The organism is Amycolatopsis sp. NPDC101161, assembly GCF_044768185.1.
Lineage (GTDB): Bacteria > Actinomycetota > Actinomycetes > Mycobacteriales > Pseudonocardiaceae > Amycolatopsis.
The window spans coordinates 506,508-533,473 of sequence record NZ_JBIWPI010000003.1 but is presented as its reverse complement, the minus strand read 5'-3'; the positions used below and the strand labels follow the sequence as shown (position 1 = coordinate 533,473).

Here is a 26,966-nt window from a genome sequence, read left to right as displayed (position 1 = left end):
CGGGTGACCGGCGAAGGAAGTAGTCGCCACGACCCCGTGGACGTCCGGCCCTCCCCCGCCGCGCCGGGGTAAGCCTGGTGGTCCGCGTGGTCGTGCCGCTGTCGTCTCGTACAGCTGTGCCCTCGATGGACAGGACCTCCCCATGACGCGTTTCCCCGGCGTGCCGCCCGAACTGGGCGACGCGCCCGTGATCACGGTCTTCCAGCGGCTCGAAAGCTCGCCGAAGGGCCTCACCGAAGCCGAGGCCGCCGACCGGCTGCGCCGCTTCGGTGACAACCGCCTCGATCCCGCTGTCGCGACGGGAGTGGTCAAGCGCGGATGGGTTGCGGCCCGCAGCCCGTTCGTGGCGCTGCTGGCCGGCTTCGGTCTGGTCTTCGCGGTGGTCGGAGACCTCCGCGGCGGCGTGACCGTGGCGGTGATAGTGGCGCTGAACGTGCTGCTGCGGTTCTGGCAGCAGGCGCGGTCCGAGCGGGCGGTCGGTGCCGTGCGGGCCAGGGTCAGCACGACGGTCACCGTCCGGCGCCGGGCCGGCGAGGGCTTCCCGGGCGCCGAGCGCGAGGTGCCGGTGGCCGACCTCGTCCCCGGCGACCTGGTGCTGCTCGGCCCGGGCGACGTGGTGGCCGCGGACGTCCGGGTGGTCGCGGCCGCGGACCTGGTGGTGGACCAGTCGGCGTTGTCCGGTGAGGCGCTGCCGGTGGCGAAGCGGGCACCCTCGCCGCGTCGAGGACGACCGGCGCCGGCGACGGATCTAGTGGACGCGCCGGCGGTCGTGCTCGCCGGGACGTCGGTGGTCGGCGGTACCGCGACCGCGGTCGTGGTCGCCACCGGCGCCGGGACGTACTTCGGTTCCCTGGCCACGCAGGCCGCGGCGCCGCGCACCGAGTCCAGCTTCGACCACGGCGTCCGCCGCGTGGGCTGGACGCTGGTGCGGTTCATGCTGGTGATGGTGCCGATCGTGCTCGTGGTCAACGGCACGGTCACCGGGAACTGGGCGCAGGCCGCGATGTTCGCGGTCGCCGTCGCGGTCGGCCTGACGCCGGAGATGCTGCCGGTGATCGTCACGACCAACCTGGCCCGCGGCGCGGCCGCGCTGTCGCACCGGAAGGTGATCGTCAAGCGGCTCAACGCGATCCAGGACCTGGCCGCGATGGACGTGCTGTGCGTGGACAAGACCGGCACCCTGACCCAGGACCGCGTCGCCTTCGCGCACAGCATCGACGCCGGCGGCCGCCCGGACGGCGAAGCCGCCGAGTACGCCTACCTCGCGGTGCACTTCCAGGCCGACCAGCGCGACCGGCTCGACGAGGCGATCGTCGCGCGGCTCGCCGAGCCGGACGACGACCTCGTGACCGACGCGCTGTTCACCAAGGTCGACGAGCTGGGCTTCGACCACGCGCGCCGCCGCGCGACGGTGGTCGTCCACCGCGCGGGCGCCCACATCGTGGTCACCAAGGGGGATCCGGACGAGATCCTGCCCCGCTGCGGCCACGCCCGCCGCGCCGGCGAAGTCGCCGAGCTGACCGACGCGGCCCGGGCCGAAGTGACGGACCTCGTCCGGGCCCACTCCGAGCACGGCATGCGGCTGCTGGCCGTCGCCGCCCGCGAGCGCCCGGCCCGGCCCGGCCGCTACACCGAGGACGACGAGACCGGGCTGGTCCTGGTCGGGTTCATCGGGTTCGTCGACCCGGTCCGCGACGGCGCGAGCGAGGCCGTCGGGGCGCTGTCCGGGCACGGGATCACGGTGAAGATCCTGACCGGCGACAACCGCCACGCCGCGGCGCGCGTGGCGGAACAGGTCGGGGTCCCGGTCGGGGAGGTCGTGCTCGGCAGCGACGTCGAGCGGGCCGACGACGCCGATCTGCGGGTGCTGACCGAGCGCACGACGGTGTTCGCCAAGCTCGCCCCCGCGCACAAGGCCCGGATCGTGGCGGCTTTGCGGGCGCGGGGCCGGGCGGTCGGGTTCATCGGTGACGGCGTCAACGACGTCACCGCGCTGCGCACCGCCGACGTCGGCATCGCCCCCGACACCGCGACCGACGCGGCGAAGAACGCCGCCGACCTGGTGATGCTGGAGCGCGACCTCGGCGTGCTCGCCCGCGGCGTCGTCGAGGGCCGCCGCACGCTGGGCAACACGCTGAAGTACGTCAACATCACCGCCGCGTCGAACTTCGGGAACGTGCTGACCGTGCTCGCGGCGAGCGCGTTCCTGCCGTTCCTCCCGATCCTGCCGATCCAGCTCGTGGTCGCGAACCTGCTCTACGACCTCGCCCAGCTCGCGCTGGCCTGGGACCGCGTCGACGAGGAGTACCTGAGCGCGCCACGGCGCTGGGACGCGCGCGGGCTGACCCGGTTCATGCTCGTGTTCGGCCCGCTGAGCTCCGTGTTCGACCTCTCGACGTTCGCCGTGCTGTGGTGGGTGTTCGGCGCCGGCGCCGACCCGCTGCTGTTCCAGACGGGCTGGTTCGCCGAAAGCCTGCTCTCCCAGCTTCTGGTGGTGCTGGTCCTGCGCGGCCGGGCCGGGTTCGCGCGGGGCGCCCGCCCCGCTCGCGTGGTCGTGGCCGCGGCGGCGGGTGCCGGGCTGACCGGGCTGCTGCTGCCGTTGTCGCCCCTGGCCGGGCCGCTGCGCCTGCACCAACTGCCCGGCGGCTACCTGCTGTGGCTCGTCCTCGTCCTGGTGGCCTACGCCGTGGCCGCGCAGCTGGCCAAACGGCTCCACGGCCGCCGCCCCGCCTGGTGGTAACCGCCCTTTTCCGCCTACCTGAACGAGAGTGAGCGCAGGATGACGACTGCGGAGATGCTGCTGCGCCTGGGCAGTGGTGTCGGGCTGGGCACGGTGATCGGCTTCGAGCGCCAGTACCGGGCCCGGATGGCCGGGTTGCGCACCAACGCGCTGGTCGCGGCCGGGGCGACGCTGTTCGTGCTGCTGTCCGCGCACGGGTTCACCGGCGCGGGCGCCGATCCGACGCGGGTGGCGGCGCAGATCGTGTCCGGGATCGGGTTCCTCGGCGCCGGGGTGATCCTGCGTGAGGGCCTGACCGTGCGGGGCCTGAACACCGCGGCGACCCTGTGGTGCTCGGCGGCGGTGGGATCGCTCGCCGGCACCGGGCTGTACGTCGAGGCGACGGCGGGCACGGTCGTGGTGGTGGCGGTGAACGTGGCGCTGCGCCCGCTCGGGCGCGCGGTCGACCGCCGGCCGGACACCCGCGCCGAAACCCCCGCCACCTACACCTTTCGCGCGGTGACCCGCGACGACGCCGAGGCGCACGTGCGCACCCTGCTCGTGCAGTCGTTGTCGCGCACGGATTTCGCGCTGCGGTCCATCGAAAGCCTCAACGCCGCCGACGACGGCCGGGTGGAGGTGCGCGCGGACCTGTCGGCCGAGCAGCGCGACGACAAGCAGATGGAGTCCGCGGTGTCCCGGCTGTCCCTGGAGCCCTCGGTGACCAGCGTCCGCTGGCAGGTCACCACCCCCGACCACGACGACACCGAGGACAGGTGAACGATGTCCTTGCTGCGAACCTTCCCGACCAAGGGCGTGCTCGCGCGACCGCGGCGCACCCTCGCCGACGTCGCGGTGTTCCTCGGCGCTGCGGCGCTGCTGTGGCTGGTGGTGCGCCTGGCGCACGGCGCCGCCGGTCCGTGGACACCGGCGACCGCACCGTCCACTGTGTCCACCGATCCGGCCGAACTCCCCTACTACGCCGGGCGTTCGCTGCTGCGGATGTTCCTCGCGCTGGTGGCGTCGGTGGTCTTCACCTTCGTCTACGCGACGGCCGCCGCCCGGCTGCGGCGCGCGGAGAAGGTGCTGCTGCCGGCGCTGGACATCCTGCAGTCGGTGCCGATCCTCGGGTTCCTGTCGGTGACGATCACCGGGTTCATCGCCCTGTTCCCCGGTTCGGAGCTGGGCCTGGAGTGCGCGTCGATCTTCGCGATCTTCACCTCCCAGGCCTGGAACATGACCTTCGCGTTCTACCACTCGCTGATCTCCCAGCCGCGCGAACTGGACGAGGCCGCCCGCGACCTGCGGCTCTCGCGGTGGCAGCGGTTCTGGCGGGTGGACGTGCCGAGCGGGATGATCCCGCTGGTCTGGAACGGGATGATGAGCTTCGGCGGCGGCTGGTTCTTCCTCACCGCCTCCGAAGCCCTCAGCGTCGACAACCACTCCTACGCCCTGCCCGGCATCGGCGCCTACGTCGCCGCCGCCTCCGACGAGGGCGCTCTGGGCAAGGTGCTGCTCGCGATCGCCGTCATGATCGTCATGGTGGTCGGGGTCAACGTGCTGTTCTGGCGACCGCTGACCGCCTGGTCCGAACGATTCCGGATCGAACACTCCGAGGCCGCCCAGGCGCCCCGGAGTCTCACCTTGGACCTGCTGCGCCGCTCCCGGGTCCCGGCCCTGCTGCGCCGGGTGTTCGGGCCGCTGGTGCACCCGATCGACCGGGCGATGGCCGGGTTCGGGCTCGCCGAACACCCGCTGCGGGTCTCGCCGGTGCGCCGCCGGGCCGGGGACGTCGTGTTCGCCGCGGCGGTGCTCGCGCTGATCGCCTACGGCTTGGTCCGGATGGTCACGTTCATCGCCGGCACCGCCGGTTTCGGCGAGGTCGCCCACGCCCTGCTGCTCGGGCTGATCACCTTCGCCCGGGTGCTCGTGCTGGTCGCGGTCGCGACGCTGGTGTGGGTGCCGGTCGGGGCGTGGATCGGGCTCGACCCCAGGGTGTCCCGGCTGGCCCAGCCGGTCGTGCAGGTGCTCGCGTCGTTCCCCGCGAACTTCCTGTTCCCGCTCATCACCGCCGTCCTCGTCGCGACCGGGATCTCGCTGGACTGGGGCGGCATCCTGCTCATGTCCCTGGGGGCGCAGTGGTACATCTTGTTCAACGTGATCGCGGGGGCCAGCGCGGTCCCCAACGACCTGCGCGAAGCCGCCGCCAACCTGCGGCTCCCGCGGAAGCTGTGGTGGCGCCGGCTGGTCCTGCCGGCGATCTTCCCCAGCTACGTCACCGGCGGGATCACCGCCGCCGGCGGTGCGTGGAACGCCTCCATCGTCGCCGAAGTCGTCTCCTACAACGGGCTCACCCTCACCGCGACCGGGCTCGGCGCCTACATCAAGGACGCCACCAGCGCCGGGAACGCCGGCCGGATCCTGATCGGTGTCGCGGTGATGAGCCTCTACGTCGTCGGCCTCAACCGGCTGTTCTGGCGGCGCCTGTACGCCCTGGCCGAACGCCGCTTCTCCCTGTCCTGAAACGAGGTTCCCCGTGTCCCGCTCCGAAGTTCTCGTCGCCGTCGAGAAGGTCAGCAAAAGTTTCGCCGGGCCGGCCGGCGATGAGCTGCGCGTGCTCGACGACATCACCCTCGACCTGCGCGCCGGCGAGATCGTCGCGCTGCTCGGCCGGTCCGGGTCCGGCAAGTCCACCCTGCTGCGCACGGTTGCCGGGCTGATCGGCCCCACCAGCGGGTCGGTCCGCTACCGCGGCACCGACCTCAACGGCGCCAACCCCGGCACCGCCATGGTCTTCCAGACCTTCGCGCTCATGCCCTGGCTGACCGTCCAGGACAACGTCGAACTGGGCCTCGCCGCCCAAGGGATCCCGCCTGCGCAACGCCGGGAACGCGCGCTCAAAGCCATCGACATGATCGGCCTCGACGGCTTCGAATCCGCCTACCCCAAAGAGCTCTCCGGCGGCATGCGCCAGCGCGTCGGGTTCGCCCGCGCCCTGGTTCTCGAACCGGACGTGCTGCTGATGGACGAGCCGTTCTCGGCCCTCGACGTCCTCACTGCCGAAAACCTCCGCACCGAGCTCATGACCCTCTGGGAGCAGGACGGCTTCCCCACCAAGGCGATCTGCATCGTCACCCACAACATCGAGGAAGCCGTCCAGCTCGCCGACCGCGTCGTCGTCCTCGGCGCCAACCCCGGCCACATCCGCGCCGAGGTCACCGTCGGCCTCCCCCGCCCCCGCGACCGCAGGACCCCGGCCTTCGCGGCCCTCGTCGACCGGCTCTACGACCTGCTCACCGGTCGCGAACCCGGCGAGACCGTGCCCGAACCCACCCAGGCCACCCCCACCGCGCGCCCGCTGCCGGCCGCGTCCGTCGGCGGGCTCGCCGGGCTCGTCGAGATCGTCCACGCCCGCGGCGGCCGCGCGGACCTGCCCGACATCGCCGCCGAAATCGGCTTCGAAGTCGACGACCTGCTTCCGCTGGTCGACGCCGCCGCCATGCTCGACTTCCTGTTCGTCGCCGGCGGCGACCTGCACCTCACCCCGGCCGGGGAAACGTTCACCACCGCCGACATCCAGGACAGCAAGAAGATCTTCGCCGAACAGGCCCGCGATCGCGCGCCCCTCGTGCGCACCATCCACAAGGCGCTGGCCGCCGGCGCCGACGGGAACCTGCGGGCCGGGTTCTTCCTCGACCTGCTCCGCCGCGGCTTCTCCCCCGAGGACGCCCAGCAGCAGCTCAACACCGCCATCGACTGGGGCCGCTACGCGGAACTGTTCGACTACGACACCGACACCGGGCAGATCACCCTCGACCCGGCCCACTGGGCAGCGACGGCCGCGCATCGGGCACCCGCCTGAGAACCGGGCGAACCGGCGCTTGCCGCCGGCCCCCGGCGACACGGCGACCTGGACGTCAGGCCGGCGGGGCGCCGATGAGCTGGCCGATGCCGAACGTGACCGCGACCGCCAGCCCGCCGAGGACGAGCTGGCGCAGACCGGACCGCGGGAGCGGTCGGCCGGTGAGCTTGCCGACCGTCATCCCGCCGGCCAGGAGCGCGACCGCGGTGATGACCAGCGACGCGATGAGGGTCCGGCCGCCGAAGAGGTAGGGCAGCAGCGGCAGCAGCGCCCCCACCGAGAACGCGACGAACGACGCTCCACCCGCGAGCAAGCCGGAGGGCAGGTCGTGGGGATCGACGCCGAGCTCGTCGCGGGTGTGCAGGCGCAGGGCCTGTTCCGGGTCGCGGGCGACCGCTTCGGCCATGGTCGTGGCGGTCCGGCGGTCGGCGCCGTAGGAGACGAAGCGGTCGACCAGCTCCTCGTGCTCCTGCTGCGGGAACCGGGCGTGCATGTCGGCCTCGAGGGCGACTTCGGCGTGCACGAGCTCGTTCTGGTTGGTGACCGAGACGTACTCGCCGGCGCCCATGGAGAACGCCCCGGCGACCAGCCCGGCCAGGCCGGTGAGCACGATCGTGTGCGGCGCGACCCCGCCGCCTCCCACGCCGGCGATCAGGGAGGCGTTGGTGACCAGTCCGTCCACGGCCCCGAACACGGTGGGCCGCAGCCAGCCGCCGGAGACGTCCCGGTGGCGGTGCGTCCAGCCCGATCCGGTTCCCGGCCTCGACGAGCGTGGTGCCGGGTCACGTTGAGTCATCACACCCGTGATTCTGGCCGAGGGCGCCGTGCCTCGCGCGCCGAGCGAATCTCCCGCAAATTTCCTTCATATTTCCGTGCCGTCCACTCACCTCTCCCGGCCACCGGCCTCTCAGTGTCCTCACAGCGCCTGATCCATAACCTACCGTCGCCGCTGACATCGCAAGGAAAAAACAGGCAGAGGAGCAGAAAGCGTGCCGCCCCACAAGGCCGGGAACATCAGGTGACGAGGCCTTTCCACCCCAAGGGAAATCCCGCGTTGAACCGCCGGCAACTCCTCGCGGTCGCCTGCGCGCTGGGCGGCCTCCCCGCGTTGACCGGATGCGCCACGCCCGCCGCGAAGCCGAAAATCCTTCCCACCACGGCAAACTCGCGTGCGCTCGCACTGGTCTACCGCGGCCCCGCGGCCGACGCGGACTGCGCCGACGCACTGGCCGGTCTGCTACGCGATTCCCCGATCGAACTCGACGTTCACTTCGCCGGCCCAGGCGAACGGATTCCCATCTCCGGGGAAACGCTCGGCAAAGCCGGACTTTACGCGCAGCCCGGCGGCGGCGACCTCCGCGACGGTTACCGGCACATGCGGGTTTACCGCGACTTGCTCCGCGCTTATGTCGACGGCGGCGGAACTTATCTCGGGATTTGCCTCGGCGGCTACCTCGCCGGCGCCGACCCGGGATTCGACCTGCTGCCGGTCCCGGTGGACCAGTACATCACCTCCCGGGCGGCGACCGTGCGTACCGAAGAGGACACCGTCGTGCAGGTCGACTGGAATGGCCGTCGGCAATTCCTGTTCTTCCAGGACGGACCGGCGTTCCCCGCCGACGGCCCCGCGACGTCCGAGGTCGTCGCCACCTACCCGAACGGCCTCGCCGCCGCGCTGATCGCGCGCTACGGCCGCGGACTGGTCGCGGTGTCCGGTCCGCACCTGGAAGCGACCGCCGACTGGTACCAGGCCTACGACCTCGACCAGCCCGGCGACGCCCTCCGAGAGCTCGGCTTCGACTTCGTCCGACGTCTGGTGCGGACCTGACCGCCCGGACCGCATCCCCCTTTCCCGACAGCTGCACCATCGCCACACAGAACGGAATCCAGTGAGCGAGGACCTCTCGATCTCCCTCGAGGACACCGCGCGCTTCGGCACAGTCCCCCTCGGCAAGCCGCGACCCGCGCGGCTGCACGAATTCTTCGAGCGCGCGTGCGACGAAACACCGGACGCCGTCGCGCTGGAATGCGGCACCGATCGGCTCACCTACCGCGAACTGGAGGCGCACGCCAACCGGATGGCCCACGTGCTGATCGCCCGGGGCATCGGCCCGCACTCCCGCGTGGGCATCCTGGTACCCCGCTCGCTCCCGATGTACGTGACGCTGCTCGCGGCCCTGAAGACCGGCGCCACGTTCGTCCCGATCGATCCGGCGGCCCCCGCCGACCGGGTCGCCTACGTCGCCGCGGACGCGGCACTCGACCTGCTGGTGGTCGCCCCCGAGCTGGACGCCGCCGCCCACGGTGTCGGCTGCCCGGTGCTGCGGCCCGGCGACCTCGCCGCCGAACTCCGCCAAGCCAGCCCCGCCCGGCCGTTGCTGTGGCCGGCCGGCGACGAACCGTGCTACGTCATCTACACCTCCGGATCCACCGGCCGCCCCAAGGGCGTCGCGGTCGGCCAGCCGAGCATCTGCAACTTCATCGACGTCGTCGCCGGCATCTACGGGGTCCGGCGCACCGACCGCGTCTACCAGGGCATGACGATCGCGTTCGACTTCTCGATCGAGGAGATCTGGCCGACCTGGGCCGCGGGCGCGACCCTGGTGGCCGGGCCGACCGGCGCCGACCGGATCGGCAGCGGCCTCGCCGAGTTCCTGCGACGCAACCGCATCACGATCCTGTACTGCGTCCCCACGGTGCTGGCCACCGTCGATGGCGAGCTGCCCGGTGTCCGCACCCTGCTGGTCGGCGGCGAGGCCTGCCCGGCCGAGCTGGTCCAGCGGTGGAGCCGGCCCGGTCGGCGGATGCTGAACACCTACGGCCCCACCGAGGCCACCGTCACCGCGACCTGGTGCGAGCTCCGGCCCGGCCTCCCGGTGACCATCGGCCGCGCCCTGCCGACGTACCGGATCGTGCTGCTGGACGAGGACCTGCAACCGGTCCCGGACGGCACGGTCGGCGAGATCTGCATCGGCGGGCCCGGCGTCGCGGCCGGCTACCTGAACCGGCCGGAGCTGACCGCCGAGCGGTTCCTCGACGACCCGCGGATCACCGGCGGCGGACGGCTCTACCGCACCGGCGACCTCGGCCGGGTGCTCCCCGACGGCGAGATCGAGTACCTCGGCCGGGCCGACAGCGAGGTGAAGATCCGCGGCCACCGCATCGACCTGCAAGAGATCGAAAGCGTCCTGATGGAACACCCGGCGGTGGCGGTCGCGGCCGTCACCCCGCATCCGGACGCCCCGACCGAAGACCTCGCGGCGTACCTGAGTTTCACCGGCGCCGGACACGACCGCGACGCGATCATCGGCCGGCTGAGCGCCACCCTGCGGCAGCGGCTCCCGCCCTCCATGGTGCCCGCCTACGTCGACACCCTCGACCGGCTCCCGATGATGCCCAGCGGCAAGGTCGACCGCGCCCGGCTGCCCCGCCCCTCCGGCGCCCGCTTCCACAGCGGCCGCGCGGCGTCGGTGGCCGCGGCCACCGACGCCGAACGGGCGCTCGCCGCGGTGTGGGCCGAGCTGTTCGGCACCGCCGGCGTCTCGGTCACGGCCGACTTCTTCCTCGACCTGGGCGGGCATTCGCTGCTGGCCGCGCGGGCGGTGTCGATCCTGCGTGACCGTGGCGTGGCACCCGGTGTGTCCGTGGCCGACGTCTACGCACACCCCACCATCCGCGCCCTGGCTTCCGCACTGCCCGGCCGGACGGCCCAGGCGCCGCGTGCTTCCGCGCCTCGCGCCGACCGGCGAACGACCACGTCCCGCCTGTTCGGTTGCGGCGCGGCGCAGGTCGGCGCGCTCAGCGCGATGCTCCTGCTGCTCGGTGCCCCGGTCGCGGTGGTTCTCGGATGGTCGGCCGGTGTGCTGTCCCTCGGCACCGTCTGGACCGTGATCGCCGCCGCGGCCGTGACCTACGTCGCCGGGCGGTTCGGACTCCCCGTGGCCGGAGTACGCCTGCTGTCGCGCCGGGTCCGCCCGGGAGAGTATCCACTGTGGAGCGTCGCCTACCTCCGGGTGTGGCTCATCCAGACGCTGCTCGCGCTGGCCCCGCTCACCACGATGAGCGGGAGCCCGCTGCTGCCTTGGTACCTCCGGCTGCTCGGCGCCCGAGTGGGGCAAGGCTGCCAGCTGGCGAGCGCGAACCTGTCGCTGCCGTCGATGCTGACGATCGGGGACGACGTCAGCGTCGGCTACGGCGCGCACCTGCAGGCCTACCGGGTGCTGGACAACCGGCTGCACATCGCGCCCGTGGTGCTGGAAGATCACGTCTTCGTCGGAGCGAACGCGGTCGCCGGGCCGGGCGCGGTGCTCGGCGCCGGTGCGGGTTTGGCGGAGATGTCCGCCGCGACGGCCGGGCAGCGCATCCCGCCGGGGCAGTACTGGTCCGGTTCGCCGTCGCGACGCTGCGCGCGGATCGACCCGCTGATCGCCGCGTTGCGCTCACGCGTGAGCCGGCCCCCGTCCCGGCCGTTGCTGGCCGCGTTCGGCGCGGCCTGGCTGGTGGTCGAGCTGTTGCCGCTGATCTTCCTCGCGCCGTCCGTCGCGCTCGGCAGCTGGGCCTACCTGACCTACGGCGTCGCGGGTGGCTGGTGGGCGTGCCTGCTGACCGGCCCGCTGTCGGTGGGCACCACGTGCCTGGTGGTGTTCACGGGCAAGCGGCTGGTGCTGCCGGCGATCCCGCCCGGCATCCACCGGGTGGCCTCGTCGTTCGGGGTGCGCAAGTGGGTCGCGGACAAGCTCCTGCAGGCGAGCCTCGCCGCGACGAACTCGCTCTACTCGACGCTGTACACACCAGGGTGGCTGCGGGCGCTCGGAGCCCGCATCGGCCCGCGCGCCGAAGTTTCGACCGCCTCCCAGCTCGACCCGGGCCTGCTCACCCTCGGCGCGGAAAGCTTCGTCGCCGACATGGCCGCCGTCGGCGCCGCCACCTACTGCCACGGGCACGTGGCGCTCGCCGGCACCACCGTCGGCAGCCGCTCGTTCATCGGCAACGCCGCGTTCGTGCGCTCGGGTACCGCCGTCGGGGACGGCTGCCTGATCGGCGTGCACACCCGCGCACCGGAGGACGGCAGCCCGGACGGCACGTCCTGGCTGGGCACCCCGCCGATCCGGCTGCCACGCCGCCAGGACAGCGGCTCGTTCGCCGAGGAGCTCACCTTCCGGCCGACCCGGCTGCGCGTGCTCGAACGGCTGGTGATCGAGTTCTTCCGCATCGTCGTGCCGGGCAGCCTGCTGGCCACGGCGGGCTACCTCGTGCTGCTCACGCAACTGTGGGCGGCCCGCACGGCGGGGCCGGTCGCGGCGGTCGGCGTCACCCCCGTCGCGGGCCTGCTCGGCGGGTTCGGTGTGGTTCTCGCGGTCGTCGCCGTCAAATGGCTCGTCGTCGGCCGGTACCGGCCCCGGGTCGAGCCCCTGTGGAGCCGGTTCGTGCGGCGTACCGAGTTCGTGACCGCGTTGTACGAAACGGCCGCCGTGCCCGCGCTGCTCTCGAGCCTGGCCGGCACCCCGCTGCTCGGCCCGGCGCTTCGCCTGTTCGGCGCCGAGATCGGCAAGCGCTGCTGGATCGCGACCACGTACTTGACGGAGTTCGACCTCGTCCGGCTCGGAGACGACACGTGCGTCGGCGCCGCGACGTCGTTGCAGACGCACCTCTTCGAAGACCGGGTGATGAAGATGTCCACTGTGGACGTAGGAGCCGGGGCGAGCGTCGGCGCCCGCACGGTCGTCCTCTACGACAGCGAAGTCGGCAGCGACACCGTCGTCGACGCGATGTCCTTGGTAATGAAGGGTGAACGGCTCCCGGCGGGCACGGCCTGGCGGGGCATCCCCGCCCGCGGAACCTCCGAGGCCGTCACTTGAACAGGCTGACGGCCCGCGACACGACGACGGCGAGGGTGACCAGCGAGACCGCGGACTGGCTGAGCATGAGCATCTTCGCCCACCGCGACATCGGCATCACGTCGGTCGGGCTGAACGCGGTCGCGTTGGTGAAGGACAGGTAGAAGTAGTCCACGAAGTGCGGTTCCCAGTCGGGGTGCAGCTGCGGGTCTTCCATCTGCGGGAAGCGGAAGTCCGGCCGCGGCCGTTCGCCGAGGGCTCGCGAGACCGGGCCGCCGCGGTCCCATTCCCAGTACCACAACGCGAACGCGATCACGTTCGTCAGCCAGATCGCGCCGCCGCTGCCGAGCAGCGGCCCGGGTTCCTCGCCGGCGCGCGCGGCCAGCAGATCGACCACCAGCAACGCCGCCGACCAGCCGTTGGCGAGGCTGATCAGGGCGATCAAGGCCACCGACAGCGGCCGCAGCCACGGGTGGCCGCGCGAGATGCGGACCGGGTTCAGCACGATCAGAACCGCGACGAGCGCGACCTCCAGCACCGGCAGCAACCAGTGGGGCCGGAAGGCGAGCCGGTCGGGCAGGACGAGCTGCAGCGTCACCGCCAGCGCGATCGCCAGCGTCACGGCCCACCGCTGCTCGCCGCGGGTGACCCGCAGCCAGGCCGGCGCGCGCTTGGCGCTGTCCGCCACGCTGTGCACCGCATCGGACACCGGGTGCGCGCCGTGGCAGAGCAGCTCTTCGAGATGCGCCAGTTCCACGCGAACCGACCGAAGCCGCTGCAGGTGTTCCGGGTCTGATCGTGCCCCGTCCATCGGTGTCCTCTCACTGCGTCCACAGAGGTATGCCGACGCGAATGTAACGAGCAGGCCCCTGTGAGGACGCTGAGACGCCGTGCCTACCGCGGTGCGCGTTTGCCGGCCGAGCGGGTTTCCCGCGGCCGCTTCGGCTCAGGTGCGCTCCCCATCGAGGTCAACGACGGACTCCACATCAGCAACCCGATGGCACCGCAGAACAGGATGACGGCGACGATCACGACTGCGGTCATCAGGCCCCCTTCCACTCGAATACGCGCGTCCGACAATAGGACAAACCGGTTGAGTAGACGCTGAGTGAACGAAGGGCCGACCTTCGGCGACAGCCGCGGCGCCGGCGAGGATCCCGGCCGACTCGATCCCGGGCGCGTCAGACTCTCAGCTCGCCGCGCTGAGGATGGCCTCGGCCACCACATCGGGGTGCACCAGGGGGACGGCGTGGGTGGAGTCGACCTCGACGACGGTCGAACCGGCGCGCTCGGCCATCCACCGCTGGGCCTCGGTGGGGATGGATCTGTCCTGAGTGGACACCACCACCCAGGACGGCAAGGTGTGCCAGCTGGCGGCCTTCGTGAAGCTGCCTTCGAGGGTGACCGGGTCGAACGGCTTCTGGGCGGCGGCGAGGACCTTCCGGTCTCGCTCGCTCGCGTCGCCGGCGTAGACCTCGCCGAACTTGTCCGGCCGGAGGTAGATCTCCGCGCCGCCGGGGTACTCCCGCACGACCAGGTTGTCCGGGGTCAGCAGGCTGCCCGGGAACTTCCCGTTGAGCGCGCCCGCGGTCTCGCCCGCGTCCTGCTGGAAAGCGGTGACGAACACCAGCGACCGGACCTCCGCGGTCACCGCGTCCGGAGCCGAGATCACCGACCCGGCGTAGGAGTGCGCGGCGACCACGAGCGGGCCGTCGAGGGTGCCCAGGAACTGCTTGAGGTAGGCGACGTCGCCGTCGAAGTCACGCATCGGCAGCGACGGCGCGATGACGGGGTGGCCGGCGTCCTGGAGACGCACGGAGACCCGGCGCCACACCGAGGCATCGGTCAGCGCGCCGTGGACGAGGACGAAGGTCGGCTGGTTCATGGGTTCGATCTCCTGAGGTCGACTCGGTACGGCACCGAGTCTCGCCCTGGGGGATCCCCGCGGACAGTGGCAGTACTGCCGATTATCGAAACGTCGCTGCCAACACTCACGCGCGGTCGAAGGCGAACGCCTTCCGGTGCTCGCGCGGCGAAACGCTCGTCGCGCGCCGGAACTGCACCCGCAGGTTGGTCGCCGTGCCGAACCCGACCCGGCGCGCGATGTCTTCGACGGAAAGCTCCGAGTTCTCCAAGAGCTCCTTGGCCCGGGCGATGCGCTGGTCGCGCAGCCACGTCAAGGGCGGGGAACCGATCTTCTCGCGGAAGTGCCGGTGGAAGGTCCGCTCGGACATGGCGAACCGCGTGGCCACGTCCTTCACCGACAAGTTCTGCTCCAGCGACACGAGCATCCACTGCTGGGCGCGGGCGATGACGTCGTCGCCCGGCGGGACGACCGCCTTCTCCACGAACTGCCGCTGGCCGTCGGCCGGCCGCGGCGCCATGACGATGCGCCGCGCGACGTGCCGCGCGGCCGCCGGCCCCAGGTCGACGTTCAGCAGGTGCAGGCACAGGTCCACGCCGGCGGTGACACCGCCCGAGGTGAGGACCGAGCCGGTGCCGGCCACGAGCACCGACTGGTCGACCGTGATCGCCGGGAACCGCTCGGCGAGCGCCTCGCACAACGACCAGTGCGTGGTCACGGTCAGCCCGTCGAGGATCCCGGCCCGCGCCAGGGCGAACGCCCCGGAGCAGATGGACACCATCCGGACGCCCCGGCGACGCGCGCCCACCAGCGCCCGCAGCAGCGAGCCGGGCAGCTCACGCTCCACCGCGTCGGCGTAACCGGGCACGACGATCGTGTCCGCCCGGCGCAGCAGCTCCAGCCCGCCGTCCGGCACCACCGAGGTCCCGCCGGCCACCTTCACCGCACCGCCGCCGACGGACACCGTGACGAGGTCGTAGGCCTCCGGCGCCTCCCGGCCGAAGACGTGGACCGGGATCGCGTAGTCGAGCGGCAAGACCTCCTCGAGGAGGACGACCGCCATCCGGTGTCGGGTCATGGCAGCATCCTAACGATGCGCGGTGATACTGCCAGGGGGGTTACCCACACCTCCCGGGCGCTACCGAACGTGACACCGCTCCTACAGCCGTCCGGGCAGCGGTGGTGCACCGACGAACCCCATCTGCGCTCAGGCCATGGACGGGCGACAGGTGGGTGCCTACGTTCCCTTCCACCAGAAGGGAGTTACTGTTGCACACTCGAAGAAAACTGTCCGCGATCCTCACCACGCTGGTGGCGGTGGCGGCGACGACGCTGGCGGGCGGCGCCACCCCGGCCGCGGCCTCCGGCCCCGCTCTCCTCCCCCTCTCCGTCACCAACAACACCGGTCGCGCGGACGCGGTCCACCTCTACGTCCTCGGTGTGGACCTGAGCACCGGCAAGCTGGGCTACGTCAACGCGGGAGGCGCCTTCACCGCCTGGAGCCCCGGTGGCACCCCGCCGGTTCCGGCACCCGACGTCTCCATTCCCGGCCCCGGCAACGGCGGGACCACGACCATCCAGGTGCCGCGCGGCGTCTCCGGACGCGTCTACTTCTCGCTCGGCGAGCGCCTGAAGTTCTTCCTCGCCCCGGGTGGTCTGGTCCAGCCCGCACCCTGGGCGGGCGGCGACGCCAACCGCGACGTCCTGTTCGACTGGAGCGAGTTCACCTACAACGACGCGGGCCTATGGCTGAACAGCTCCCAGGTGGACATGTTCGCCGTGCCCCACACCGTGAGCGTGACGACCGGATCCGGTGCCGTGAAGTCGACCGGCACGCTGGTCCCGGGCGGCCGCGACAACGTCATCGACGGCATCAAGGCCCAGCCCGGCTGGGCGGGCTCCGTCCAGACCCGCTCGGACGGCACGGTGCTGCGCGTCCTGGCCCCGGGGAAGGCGGCCGACGCCGGCCGGCTCGGCGGCGGCTACCTCGACTCCTACATCTCGTCGGCGTGGAACGCCTACACGGGCAAGGTGCTGACCGTCGTCCCGTTCGCCGACCAGCCGAACACCAAGTACTTCGGCCGCACCTCGGGCACCGTCATGACCTTCACCAACGGTGCCGGCCGGCAGGTCGCGTCGTTCACCAAGCCCAGCTCGGCGAACGTCTGGGGCTGCGACGGCGCCCTCGGTGCCCCCAACGACCAGGTCGTCGGGCCGATCGCCCGCACGCTGTGCGCCGCGCTCAACCGCGGCACCCTGGGCACCGTCGACACGCAGCCGGGCGGCGCCGGCGCCGACTTCTACCGGAGCGACCCGACCAACCAGTACGCGAAACTGGTGCACGGGAACATGGCCGACGGCAAGGCCTACGCGTTCGCCTTCGACGACGTCGGCAACTTCGAGTCCCTGGTGAACGACGGCAGCCCCCGGTCCGCGGGCATCACCCTGAACAGCTTCACCGGCGGCGGGTCGCATTCCTCCGGCACCAGGCTGATCAGCGACTGGAACGGCAAGTGCGTCGACGTGCCGAAGCGGAACTTCGCCGACGGCGTCCACCTGCAGACTTTCTTCTGCAACAGCACCGTCGCCCAGGACTGGACGTTCACCGGTGACACGCTGCGGGTCCCGAACAACATGTGCATGGACGTCGCCTGGGGCTCCCGCGAGAGGGGCGCGGCCATCCAGATCGCCACCTGCAGCGGCAACCCCGCGCAGCAGTTCGTCCTCACCCCGGCCGGCGACCTGGTCAACCCGCAGTCCGGCAAGTGCGTCGACATCAAGGCGTGGAACGGCGACGACCGGGCGCCCCTCATCCTGTGGGACTGCACCGGTGGCGCGAACCAGAAGTGGCACCGAGGCTGACCCTGGAGATCGCGTGGTGTGGTGATCGGCCGACTTCCGAGGAGGAGCCCGACGGCTCCTCCTCGGGTCACGTCCTGCGGCCCGCGCTACCGGACGTCACGCTCGGGACGCCGCCAAGTCCTTCGGCCGCAAGAAAAAGCCGATCAGCAACGCGCCGAGGACGCACAACGCCGCGTCGATGAGAATGCCGAAGGTCACGCCGTCCAGGATGGCGTGCGCTCGCTCGGCCGGGGCGGGCGTGCCGATCTTCGCGGCGGCGATCGCGCTCAGCACCGGGATGCCCACGGTGAAGCCGATCTGCTGCGTCATCGACGTGAGCGCGGTGGCCAGGCCCTGTTCGCTGTCCGGCAGCGCCGACGTCGCCGTGATCGTGTACGAGACGACCGCCCACACGTGCCCGAAGCCGCCGATCGCGGACCCGATCAGCACGATCGTCATCCCGACGCCGATGCGGTCCCCGGCCAGGGCCAGCGCCCCGGTCGCGATCGCCTGCACGCCCAGGCCGAGCAGCAGCGTGCCGCGCGGGCCGAAGTGCGCGACGACCTTCGGGGCCAGCAGACCACCGCAGAACACCCCGAGGCCGACGACCGCGAAGGCCAGACCGGTCGAAAACACGGAGAGCCCGAGCACCTCCTGCATGTAGAGCGTCAGCAGGAACGCCAGCCCGCTCTGCATGGACAGGGTGACCAGACCGGCCAGGTTGCCCCACTTCACGGTCTTGCGCGTGAGCACCCTCAGCGGTGCCAGCGGGTCCGGGACCCGCAGCTCGATGAAGATGAAGCCGACCAGCAGCACCACGGCGGCCGCCAGCGCCACCAGGGTCTGGGCGCTCTCCCAGCCGTGGGTCTGGGCGCCGGTAAGCCCGTAGATGAGCGCGAGCAGGCCGAGGGTGACGGTGACCGCGCCCGGCAGGTCGAGCCGCTTCGCCTGTTCGGCCCGGCTCGGCGCGATGACCAGCGGGGCGCAGATCAGGATCGCGATGCCGACCGGCACGTTCACGAAGAAGTTCCAGCGCCAGCTGAGCGCGTCGGTCAGCACACCGCCGAGGAGCGCTCCGGCGGCGAAGCCCAGCGACAGCAGCGCGCCGTTGGAACCCAGGGCCCGGTTGCGCAGCGGGCCCTCGGGATAGGACGTGGTGAGCAGCGCGAGTGCCGCCGGCATCACCGCCGCGGTGGCGAGCCCCTGCGCGACCCGCCCCACGATCAGCACGGCCGGGTTCGGCGCGATACCGCCGACGAGCGAGCCGAGGATCAGCAAAGCCATGCCCCCCAGGAAGATCCGCCGGCGGCCGATCCGGTCACCGATGCGGGAGAACAGCAGCATGAAGCCGGCGGAGGCGAGCGCGAACGCCGTGGTGATCCACTGCAGCCCTCCCAGGGCGAAGCCCAGCTCGTTGCCGATGACCGGCAGCGACACGGTGAGGATCGAGAAGTCGACGGCGATCATGAACTGCGCGCCGAGGAGCACGGCCAGGATGAGCCGCTGCCGGGGAGTCATCCGCGGGGAGCCGGCCGGTAGGGCGTCGGCCGGTGCGGCCGTGACCGTGGCCCGGTCGAGGTCTTCTGTCATCGGTCTGCGCCTCTCGAAGGAAGTAGGGCCAGGTGTGGCGCGCAAAAGCTTAAAGCATGAATGTTTCAAGCTGCAAGTATGCAAGGTTGATGCACTCCGGTTAGACTGGCCGTCATGGAGAATCCGGAGCCGGGCGCCGAGCTGTCCGCGCGGGAACTGTGCGGGCTGGTCAACGAGCTGGCCCGGCGGATCCAGGACCACGTGCACGAGTGCGCCGCGACCCTCGGCCTCACCGCTCCGCAGGCGATGGCGCTGCACGAGCTGCGGGACCCGCTCACGATGCGCCAGCTGGCCGACCGGATGTCCTGCGAGCCCTCGAACATCACGTTCGTGATCGACAAGATGGAGAAGCTCCGGCTGGTCGACCGGCAGCCCCACCCGCATGACCGGCGTGCGAAGCGGCTGGTGCTGACCGCGCACGGCCAGGAGCTGCGCCTGCGACTGCTCGACGTGATGACCCTCGAATCACCCCTCGGCGAGCTGACCGCGGCGGCGCAGGAGCAGCTGCGCGAACTGCTCCTGCAGGCCGTCGGGCGCGGGGCCGAGCAACCCGCCTGAACCCGCCTCACCAGTCCTGTTTCGCCCACACCCGCGCCAGCAGCTCATAGCCGCGCACCCGGTCCTCGTGCCGGTGGGTGATCGACGTGACCAGCAGTTCGTCGGCGCCGGTGGACCTCCGCAGCGCGCCCAGTCCCTCCGCCACCTCCTCGGGCGCCCCGACGAACTGCGTGCGCACCCGGTCGGCCACCACCGCCCGTTCCCGGTCCGTCCACTCGTAGCCGGCCGCCTCCTCCGGGCTGGGGAACGGGATGGTGCCGTGCCCGGACCGGATGCCGGCCGCCTGGCACCGCGGTTGACCAGGCCAGCCACTCCCGATAGGTGGTCTTCGCGAGGACGGCACTCCCCCGCAGCGGGGCACCTGTGCTGACGTCGGCGACCGCCTGGGCGACGTCGTCCGCGGCGATGGGCTGGATCCGCGTCGCGGGCAGGCGGACGGTGTTCTCGTCGGAGGTCCAGGAGGTCGTCGCGCCCGTGAACTCGAAGAACTGCGTGGCCCGCACGATCGAGTACGGCACCGGCCCGGCCTCGAGGATGTCCTCCTGCAGCGGCGCCCACGATCGAGAGGACGACCGCGTGCCCGACACCGGCCGCGTCCGCCGCCTTCAGCAAGTTGTCCATGGTGGTCCGGAAGAACGCGGGCGAGGCGTCGTCGAACGTCGGCGAATTCGTCAGGTTGACGCGGTGGACGGCGAGTGCGGGACAGCTTCGTGGCCGTTCGCGGCCAGGATCTCGACCACGCGGGAGCCGGCGAGCCCGGTCCCGCCGATGACGGCGATCTTCACTTCCGCGACCATCCCTTCGCCTGGAGTTCGTCCTCGGTCACGAGGTCGACCATCGGCTTGCCCGGTTCGCACAGCATGGTCCGGGGTGGCGGTGCGGCGGGGTGCCGGGTCGCCCGGCGGGTACTCGATGACGATCGTCATCGCATGCGCCCCCTCCGGCACGAACGGATACACCCGCTACGAGCGGACAGCCCCGCGATCTGTGACCGGCGGACCGTCACGTGCCGCGGTGCGGCGTCGCGAGGGTGCCGCTCGCCGACAGGAGGCGCAGTTCGCGGCCCCGCCGGACCGCCGCCCCGCGGTCGGCGGCGCCGAGCTTGGCGTAGATCCGGCGGATGTGCGTGTTGACGGTGTTCAGGGAGACCAGCAGTTCGCCCGCGATCTCCGGCCGCGTCAAGTTGGTCGGCAGGTACCGCAGGACGCGCAGCTCACTCGGACTCAGCTCCTCCAGAGGTGCCCGCACCGACGGGGCCGGAACCCGGCCGCGTACCGCGTCGAGAATGGTCGCGATGAGGGCCGCATGCCGGGTTTCCCAGGCCGGCAAGGCTTCGAGAAGCCGCCACGCGCCGGTCATCGCGAACGGGAGCACCAGCCCGTCCGGCTCGGCGAGGTCGAGCGCCCGTTCGAGGGCGGCCGCGGCGGCGCGCTCGTCGCCATCCTCGGCGCCGACGAGGGCGGTGATCAAGTGCCCTTCGATCCGCGTGAGCACGTCCTCGTCGGCGACGGGCAGGAGCGCCGGAGCGGGGGCGTGCCCGGCGCGGGCCCGGGTGGCGGCCGTCCACGCGGCCACCCGGGCGGACAGCACGTGCTCGTCGGCCATCGTCGCCTGGCTCTCCCGCGCGGCGGCGAACTCCGTCAGCGCGGCGCGGTGCTCGCCGCGGGCCGCGGCGAGGAGTGCGGCGACCACGTGCACGAGCAGCCGGACGCCGGGTTCACTGTCGGCTTCGGCGGCCTGCCTCGCCTGGTCCAGCCGGCGTTGCGCGTCCTCGAACTCGCCGGTCCAGGCCAAAACCCAGGCGAGCGTGGCCAGGGCAGGCGCGATGACCGGCTCGGCGTCCCACCCGTGCCGGGCGGCGAGTGCGATCGCGTCCTCGCAGCGGCGGCGGGCCAGGGCGAAGGACCGGTGCGTGGACGCGAACCCGAGGTGCGCGAGGGCGGCCACCTCCAGGTACGGGCGGTCGAGGTCGCGGGCCAGGGCGGCAGCCGCCAGCAGGTGGCGTTCGCCGTCGGCGGCCCGCCCCGACCACGCCTCGGTGACCCCGACGTTCAGCAGGACGACGGCACGCAGGTCGGCCCCGGCCGCGGGCAGGGCGTCCACGTTCGCGACCACGCAGTCGAAGTGCCCGCGCAGCCGGGCGAGCAGCAGGTCCAGCGCGGTGACCGCCAGCCGGTCCGCGCCGGCCGACCGGGCGGTCTCCAGGTGCTCCGCGGCCTCGTCGAGCCGCATCCCGCCCAGCGCGTCGACGGCGCGGACGAGGGCGAGCGAATCGTCGGGCGCCGGGAACGCCCGCAGCAGCGCCCGCACCGTTTCCGCCTCGCCGTCGAGGGTCATGGTGAGCGCCTGGCCGGACAGCAGGGCGGCTGCCTCGGCCCAGTCGCCGGCGGCCTGGAGGTGCCGGACGGCGTCGGCGGGCTGCGCGTGCTCGGCGAACCACTGGGCCGCGAGCCGGTGCAGGCGGGGGATTTCGGCGGCCTGGGTGCGGCGCAGTTCCAGGTTCAGCAACCCGGCGAACAGGCGGTGGTAGCGGAACCAGGTGCGCTCGGGGTCGAGCGCCAGGACGAAGGCGTTGGCCTCGGCCAGGTCGAGCAGGATCCGCTCGGACCCGGTCGCGCCGGTGAGCAGGTCGGCGAGCGCGCCGCTGACGCGGTCCACAATGGAGGTGCGTAGCAGCAGCCGCAGCACGTCGGCGGGCTGCCGCTCCAGCAGCTCGGCCATCAGGTACTCGGCGACGGTCCGGTCGCTGCCCGAGAACGAGGCCACGAACCGTTCCGGGTCGGGGTGACCGGCCAGCGACAGCACCGCCAGCCGCAGTCCGGCGGCCCAGCCCTCGGTCCGTGCGTGCAGGACCGCGATCACCCGTTCGGGCAGCTGGATCCCGGACGCGGCCACGAGCGCGGCGGTCTCCTCGACCGTGAACCGCAACCGGTCCGGGCGGATCTCGGCCAGTTCCCCCGCGAGCCGCAGCTTGTGCAAGCCCAGGGGGAGGTCGCGGCGGGTGGCCACGATCGCGTGCGCCCGCGGCGGGAGCGCCGCCAGCAGCGCGGACAGCTCCTCGGCGGCATCGAGCTCGTGCGCGTCGTCGACGACCAGCACGAACGGACCCGCCACGCCGCTGATCTCGGCGAGCACCTTCTCGCGACCGTCGCAGTCCGGCGCGGCGCAGGGCGGCTCCCCGCCGCACGCCGCCCGGATCCCGCCGAGCACGCTGAACCAGAACAGCTCCGCTCCGGGTCGCACCGACACGAACGCGATCCGGCGGTCCTGCCCGTGATGCTCGACCCACAGGCGAAGCAGCGAGGTTTTCCCGCTCCCGGCAGGCCCTGAGACGACCGTCACCCTTTTGCCCACCGCGGCTTCCAGTGCGGCGACGAGGCCGGCGCGGTCGATCAGGGCGGACACGGGATCACCTGGATCCAGTGACGACCGCTCACCTGACGGGTGACGAACCTGGTCCCATGACCACAACGAACTTCGCGCCGGTACCGCCCTCCGCACACGGCCCCGCCGTCAACGAGCAGGGGTACTTCGTCGGCCGCGTGGAGAAGAACCTCTACTGGGTCACCGACGGCGGCTACCAGGCCGCGTTCCTGACCACCCCCGACGGCGTGGTGCTGTTCGACGCGCCCCCGACCATCGGGCACAACCTGCAGCGCGCCGTCGACGAGATCGCCTCGGCGAACGGCGTGTCCAACAAGGTGACGCACCTCGTCTACTCCCACCACCACGCCGACCACATCGGCGCCTCCTCGTTGTTCGGCAAGGACGTGGTGCGCGTCGGCCACGCCGGCACCAAGCGGTTGCTGCAGCGCTACGACGACCCGGCGCGGCCCCTGCCCGACGTCACCTTCGAGCAGGAGCACACCCTGCGGGTGGGCGGCGAGCGCGTCGACCTGGCCTGGCGCGGCACGAACCACACGCCGGACAACATCTACCTCCACCTGCCCGATCACGAAACCCTGATGCTCATCGACGTCGTGGTGCCGGGCTGGGGGTCGTTCGCCGCCTTCAACGTCAACAGCGACGTGCCCGGCTCCATGGCCGCCCCCGGCACCGCGCTGTCGTTCCCGTGGAAGCACTTCATCGGCGGCCACCTCGGCCGCCTGGGCACCCGCGACGACGTCGTGCTGCACCGGCAGTACATCGAGGACATCGCGGAGAGCGCGCGGGCAGCACTGTCCACAGTGGATCCCATGCCGTTCTACGCCGAGTACGGCGACAACACCTGGGCAGCGGTGAAGGCTTACCTCGACACGGCGACCGAGTACGCCGCGGCGCCCGTCGCCCGGAAATACGCCGGGGTACTGGGCGCGGCCGACGTCTTCATCGCCAGCACGACGTTCGTCATCCTCGAGTCCCTGCGGCTGGAGGCCGGGGTCGGCTTGCAGATTCACCCGTGAGCGGCAATCCGCGCGGTCAGGAGGGCTGAAGTTCGACGACGACGCGATAGCCGGCCGGTTCCGAGGTGAGGTGCAAGCCCGGATCGTCGAACAAGCGCCGCAGCGAGGCCTGCCATTCGGGGTTGCCGGTGGCCTTGTCGAGCGCGGTGCCCGAGGACCACTCGGCGATGTGGACGAACCGCACCTCGGGCCCGTCGGCGAGCGGCCGGTGCAGGCGGGAGCGGACGAAGCCGGGCTGGGCCGCCATGATCCGGGCGTTCTCCTGGTACCTCTCGACGAAATAACCGGCTTCGCCGGCCGGGACGGTGTAGTACTTGATGACCGTGACCGGTTCGTCGACCCCGGTCTTCGATGCCAGGGATCTGCTCACTTGGTCTCCCCTTCCTCGACCGCTTCGACCGCGCCGAGCAGACCGCGGAGGTTGACCTCGTAGCGCTCGGCGTCGGTGGGGTCGAACAGCCATTCGGTGACCGGTGTGCGGGCGGCGTCTTCGGGGTGGCTCGATTCGGCGATGTCCAGCTCGGCCGCCACCTCGATTTCGAGCCCGTGCAGGAACTCTTCGTTGTCCGGTGTGCTCATGTCCCCTGAGACAAGGCAGGCCGCCGTGGTGTGACAGGCGCGACCGAAGTTCCGGTCACAAACGCCGGTGCTGCGCTGTCCTGGCTCGCGACCGACCCCGTGGGATGGAGCGAGCCCTTGCCGCCGATGAGCACCAGGATCCGGATCCGCGTCCGGATGAGCGCGCGCCCGATCGACGAACCGCACCGCGCGTCGAGCCAGCTCGAGCTGCTGTTCGACCTCGTCTTCGTGGTCGCCGTCGCGGCCGCCACCGCCCAGCTCGCGCACCACATCGCCGACGGCCACGCCTGGACCGGCCTGGCCGGGTTCCTCCAGGTCTTCTTCGCGATCTGGTGGGCGTGGATGAACTTCACGTGGTTCGCGTCGTCCTACGACACCGACGACGTGGCCTACCGGCTGCTGACCATGGTGCAGATGGCCGGTGTGCTCGTCCTCGCCGCCGGGGTGCCCGCCACGGCCACCGGCGACTACCGCGCCGTCGCGGCCGGCTACCTCGTCATGCGGATCGGGCTCGTCGCGCAGTGGTTGCGAGCCGGCCTCGAGGACCCGGCGCGCAGGCGGACCGCGTTCCGGTACGCCGCCGGCATCACCGTCCTGCAGATCGGCTGGGTGGGCTGGCTCGTCCTCGGCGAGACGGGTGTCCTTTCGCCGGGCACCCGGACGGTGTGCTTCCTCGCGCTGGCTGCCGCGGAACTCGCGGTGCCGCGCTGGGCGGAGCGGCCCGGCGCCACCACCTGGCACCCGCACCACATCGCCGAGCGCTACGGGCTGTTCACGATCATCCTGCTCGGCGAGAGCGTCTCGGCCGCGATCACGGGTGTCCGGGGAGTTCTGCAGGCGGCGGAGATCAGCGCCGCGTTCGTCACGATCGCGGTCTCCGGCCTCGTGCTGCTCTTCGCCACCTGGTGGCTGTACTTCCTGGAACCGGCCGGGGACGGGCTGCGCGATCGCCGCGAGGGATCCTACCTGTGGGGCTACGGCCACTTCGGCACCTTCGCGGCGCTCGCGACACTCGGCGCGAGCCTGGAGGTCGCCGTCGAGGACACCGGGCACCACCTGCCGGCTTCACCGCTTCTGATCAGCTACGCCGTCGCGGCCTCCGTGGGCGTGTTTCTCGTGCTCCTGTGGCTGATCCACGTCCCGATCGTGGCGAGGACCGTCCTGCGTCCCGGCGCGGTTCTGGCGTGCGCCACCGTCGTGTTCCTGCTCCCGCTCGCCGCGCCGTGGACCGGCGTGGCCGTCGTGGTCGCGGGCATCGCGACGGCCTGCGCCTTGCTGGTCGCTTTCACCATCACCCGGGAGCTGTCACACGCCGCAGGGCGGTCTTGTCTTCACTGGCAACGGGATCACGATGATCCCCGGCGGACAGGAGGTATGCCGTGACGACCGTGGTGACCCCCATCGCGGAAGCGGCCGGGCCTAGCCGGTACGGGCGCATGTTCCCCGGTCTCGCCCCACTGGTCACCGATCCGCGGCTGCTGACGCGCGCGGGCGGCCACGGCGGGATCTGCGACGCGGCGGCGATGCCCGGGCCGAGCGGCGACGACGCGGCCGAGGCGGCCGGGTGGCCGTTCTTCGGCCAGCTGATCGCGCACGACCTCACCGCCGACCGCTCGTCCATCACCGGTGACCTGCCCCCGGGAGCACTGCGCAACGCCCGCGCACTGAAGCTCGACCTGGAGATGCTCTACTCCGACGGCCCCATCGGTTCGCCGTTCCTCTACGACACGGGCGACCCGGCGAAGTTCCTGCTCGGCCGCCCCGATGGCTACGACGTGCCCCGCAACCAGCAGGGGGTGGCCCTCATCGGCGACCCCCGCAACGACTCGCACCTGGTCGCACTGACCCTGCACACCGCGCTGCTGCGGGCACACAACCGCATCGTGGATCTGCTGCGCGACGACGGCGTGACCGACGTTTTCGACCGGGCGCGGCAGGCCCTCACCTGGCACCACCAGTGGATCGTGGTCCACGACTTCCTGCCCAGGCTCGTCGGGCTGCCCCTGGTCGAGCAGGTGCTCGCGACAGGCGGCCGGTGGTTCGCACCGCCGCCGGGACAGGCCTCCATCCCGCTGGAGTTCTCCCACGCGGCCTTCCGCTACGGCCACAGCCAGATCCGCCACACCTACCGGCTCGTCCCCGGCGGCCCCGAACTGCCGCTGTTCCCGGACCTCGTCGGGTTCCGGCCGGTGCCCGCCGGCCGGCACCTCGACCTCGCGCTGATCTTCGACTTGCCCGGCCACCCGCCGGCGCAACGGGCCAAACGCATCGACGGCCGCCTTCCGGCGAGCCTCATCGCGCTGCCCGAGCAGCTCACCGGCACCGTCGACGCCGTCGCCCACCGGTCGCTCGCGGTCCGCGACCTCCTCCGCGGCGAGACCACCGGACTGCCCAGCGGCGAATCCGTCGCCCAGCACATCGGCGCGCCGCCGTTGACCGCGGGCGAAGGTTCCTGGCCGCACGGCACGCCGCTGTGGATCTACGTCCTCGACGAAGCCCGGCACCACGGCGGCGGCGACCGCCTGGGCGAGGTCGGCGGCCGCATCGTCGCGGAAGTCCTGATCGGACTGCTGCGCGCCGACCCGGCGAGCTACCTGAACGGCGAACCGGGCTGGCGACCGACCCTGCCCGCCGCGGGACCGACCTACGGCCTGGCCGACCTGCTCACGCTGGGCCACGCGCGGCCGAGCTGATTCGTCGGACAAGGAGGACT

Annotated in this window: 21 protein-coding genes; 11 read left to right on the top strand and 10 right to left on the bottom strand. The window is 72.0% G+C overall.

Annotated features, from left to right (window positions below):
• Window positions 1-142 precede the first annotated feature (142 nt).
• Genes mgtA through ACIRSS_RS24245 form a run of 4 tightly spaced genes read left to right on the top strand, consistent with a single transcriptional unit; the run spans window position 143 to window position 6,581 of the window.
• Window positions 143-2,740, top strand: coding sequence for a magnesium-translocating P-type ATPase (gene mgtA / locus ACIRSS_RS24260; RefSeq protein ID WP_400898557.1), 2,598 nt, complete (start codon window positions 143-145; stop codon window positions 2,738-2,740).
• Between the two features lie 39 nt (window positions 2,741-2,779).
• Entirely contained in the window at window positions 2,780-3,499 is a 720-nt protein-coding gene (locus ACIRSS_RS24255) for an MgtC/SapB family protein (RefSeq protein ID WP_400898555.1), read from the top strand.
• Between the two features lie 3 nt (window positions 3,500-3,502).
• The gene (locus ACIRSS_RS24250) at window positions 3,503-5,242 is read left to right on the top strand and encodes an ABC transporter permease (RefSeq protein WP_400898553.1); all 1,740 of its coding nucleotides are present in this window, start codon (window positions 3,503-3,505) and stop codon (window positions 5,240-5,242) included.
• Window positions 5,243-5,255: 13 nt separating this feature from the next.
• Window positions 5,256-6,581 carry a nitrate/sulfonate/bicarbonate ABC transporter ATP-binding protein gene (locus ACIRSS_RS24245; protein WP_400898551.1) on the top strand — a complete coding sequence of 442 codons (1,326 nt, stop codon included), beginning with the start codon at window positions 5,256-5,258 and terminating at the stop codon, window positions 6,579-6,581.
• A 55-nt stretch (window positions 6,582-6,636) separates the two neighbouring features.
• Here the strand turns inward: ACIRSS_RS24245 and ACIRSS_RS24240 are convergent, their stop codons facing one another.
• Window positions 6,637-7,377: a VIT1/CCC1 transporter family protein gene (locus ACIRSS_RS24240; RefSeq protein WP_400898549.1), complete on the bottom strand. Its 741-nt coding sequence runs from the start codon at window positions 7,375-7,377 to the stop codon at window positions 6,637-6,639.
• A gap of 114 nt (window positions 7,378-7,491) precedes the next feature.
• On the opposite strand from ACIRSS_RS24240, the gene ACIRSS_RS24235 reads away from it, so the two are divergent.
• A complete protein-coding gene (locus ACIRSS_RS24235; protein WP_400898547.1) occupies window positions 7,492-8,409 on the top strand; it encodes a hypothetical protein in 918 nt (305 codons plus the stop codon).
• Window positions 8,410-8,470: 61 nt separating this feature from the next.
• The gene (locus ACIRSS_RS24230) at window positions 8,471-12,439 is read left to right on the top strand and encodes a Pls/PosA family non-ribosomal peptide synthetase (protein ID WP_400898545.1); all 3,969 of its coding nucleotides are present in this window, start codon (window positions 8,471-8,473) and stop codon (window positions 12,437-12,439) included.
• On the opposite strand, the gene ACIRSS_RS24225 is transcribed toward ACIRSS_RS24230, so the two are convergent.
• The 4 genes from ACIRSS_RS24225 to ACIRSS_RS24210 form a co-directional block, all read right to left on the bottom strand.
• Entirely contained in the window at window positions 12,432-13,175 is a 744-nt protein-coding gene (locus ACIRSS_RS24225; RefSeq protein ID WP_400898543.1) for a hypothetical protein, read from the bottom strand. The genes ACIRSS_RS24230 and ACIRSS_RS24225 overlap by 8 nt on opposite strands.
• Before the next feature lie 137 nt (window positions 13,176-13,312).
• Window positions 13,313-13,462 (bottom strand): hypothetical protein, encoded by a 150-nt coding sequence (locus tag ACIRSS_RS24220; protein WP_400898541.1) that lies wholly within the window; start codon window positions 13,460-13,462, stop codon window positions 13,313-13,315.
• Between the two features lie 145 nt (window positions 13,463-13,607).
• Window positions 13,608-14,303: an alpha/beta fold hydrolase gene (locus tag ACIRSS_RS24215; protein WP_400898539.1), complete on the bottom strand. Its 696-nt coding sequence runs from the start codon at window positions 14,301-14,303 to the stop codon at window positions 13,608-13,610.
• Between the two features lie 106 nt (window positions 14,304-14,409).
• Window positions 14,410-15,360: a GlxA family transcriptional regulator gene (locus ACIRSS_RS24210; RefSeq protein WP_400898537.1), complete on the bottom strand. Its 951-nt coding sequence runs from the start codon at window positions 15,358-15,360 to the stop codon at window positions 14,410-14,412.
• Window positions 15,361-15,551: 191 nt separating this feature from the next.
• On the opposite strand from ACIRSS_RS24210, the gene ACIRSS_RS24205 reads away from it, so the two are divergent.
• Window positions 15,552-17,144 carry a beta-1,3-glucanase family protein gene (locus tag ACIRSS_RS24205; protein WP_400898535.1) on the top strand — a complete coding sequence of 531 codons (1,593 nt, stop codon included), beginning with the start codon at window positions 15,552-15,554 and terminating at the stop codon, window positions 17,142-17,144.
• A gap of 96 nt (window positions 17,145-17,240) precedes the next feature.
• On the opposite strand, the gene ACIRSS_RS24200 is transcribed toward ACIRSS_RS24205, so the two are convergent.
• Window positions 17,241-18,713 (bottom strand): MFS transporter, encoded by a 1,473-nt coding sequence (locus ACIRSS_RS24200; RefSeq protein WP_400898533.1) that lies wholly within the window; start codon window positions 18,711-18,713, stop codon window positions 17,241-17,243.
• A gap of 114 nt (window positions 18,714-18,827) precedes the next feature.
• On the opposite strand from ACIRSS_RS24200, the gene ACIRSS_RS24195 reads away from it, so the two are divergent.
• Entirely contained in the window at window positions 18,828-19,271 is a 444-nt protein-coding gene (locus tag ACIRSS_RS24195) for a MarR family winged helix-turn-helix transcriptional regulator (RefSeq protein WP_400898531.1), read from the top strand.
• A gap of 7 nt (window positions 19,272-19,278) precedes the next feature.
• Here the strand turns inward: ACIRSS_RS24195 and ACIRSS_RS24190 are convergent, their stop codons facing one another.
• Together ACIRSS_RS24190 and ACIRSS_RS24185 are read right to left on the bottom strand one after the other, a co-directional pair.
• Entirely contained in the window at window positions 19,279-19,461 is a 183-nt protein-coding gene (locus ACIRSS_RS24190; RefSeq protein ID WP_400898529.1) for a hypothetical protein, read from the bottom strand.
• Between the two features lie 812 nt (window positions 19,462-20,273).
• Complete coding sequence (locus ACIRSS_RS24185) at window positions 20,274-22,676, bottom strand: LuxR C-terminal-related transcriptional regulator (protein WP_400898527.1); 2,403 nt, start codon at window positions 22,674-22,676, stop codon at window positions 20,274-20,276.
• A 56-nt stretch (window positions 22,677-22,732) separates the two neighbouring features.
• Between ACIRSS_RS24185 and ACIRSS_RS24180 the strand changes: the two genes are divergently transcribed.
• Window positions 22,733-23,674 carry an MBL fold metallo-hydrolase gene (locus ACIRSS_RS24180; protein WP_400898525.1) on the top strand — a complete coding sequence of 314 codons (942 nt, stop codon included), beginning with the start codon at window positions 22,733-22,735 and terminating at the stop codon, window positions 23,672-23,674.
• A gap of 16 nt (window positions 23,675-23,690) precedes the next feature.
• Here the strand turns inward: ACIRSS_RS24180 and ACIRSS_RS24175 are convergent, their stop codons facing one another.
• Complete coding sequence (locus tag ACIRSS_RS24175) at window positions 23,691-24,044, bottom strand: antibiotic biosynthesis monooxygenase family protein (protein WP_400898523.1); 354 nt, start codon at window positions 24,042-24,044, stop codon at window positions 23,691-23,693.
• The gene (locus ACIRSS_RS24170) at window positions 24,041-24,253 is read right to left on the bottom strand and encodes a hypothetical protein (RefSeq protein ID WP_400898522.1); all 213 of its coding nucleotides are present in this window, start codon (window positions 24,251-24,253) and stop codon (window positions 24,041-24,043) included. Before ACIRSS_RS24170 ends, ACIRSS_RS24175 begins: the two co-directional genes overlap by 4 nt.
• A 126-nt stretch (window positions 24,254-24,379) precedes the next feature.
• Between ACIRSS_RS24170 and ACIRSS_RS24165 the strand changes: the two genes are divergently transcribed.
• Both ACIRSS_RS24165 and ACIRSS_RS24160 read left to right on the top strand, forming a co-directional pair.
• Complete coding sequence (locus ACIRSS_RS24165; protein ID WP_400898520.1) at window positions 24,380-25,636, top strand: low temperature requirement protein A; 1,257 nt, start codon at window positions 24,380-24,382, stop codon at window positions 25,634-25,636.
• Window positions 25,633-26,946 (top strand): peroxidase family protein, encoded by a 1,314-nt coding sequence (locus tag ACIRSS_RS24160; RefSeq protein ID WP_400898518.1) that lies wholly within the window; start codon window positions 25,633-25,635, stop codon window positions 26,944-26,946. Before ACIRSS_RS24165 ends, ACIRSS_RS24160 begins: the two co-directional genes overlap by 4 nt.
• Window positions 26,947-26,966 lie beyond the last annotated feature (20 nt).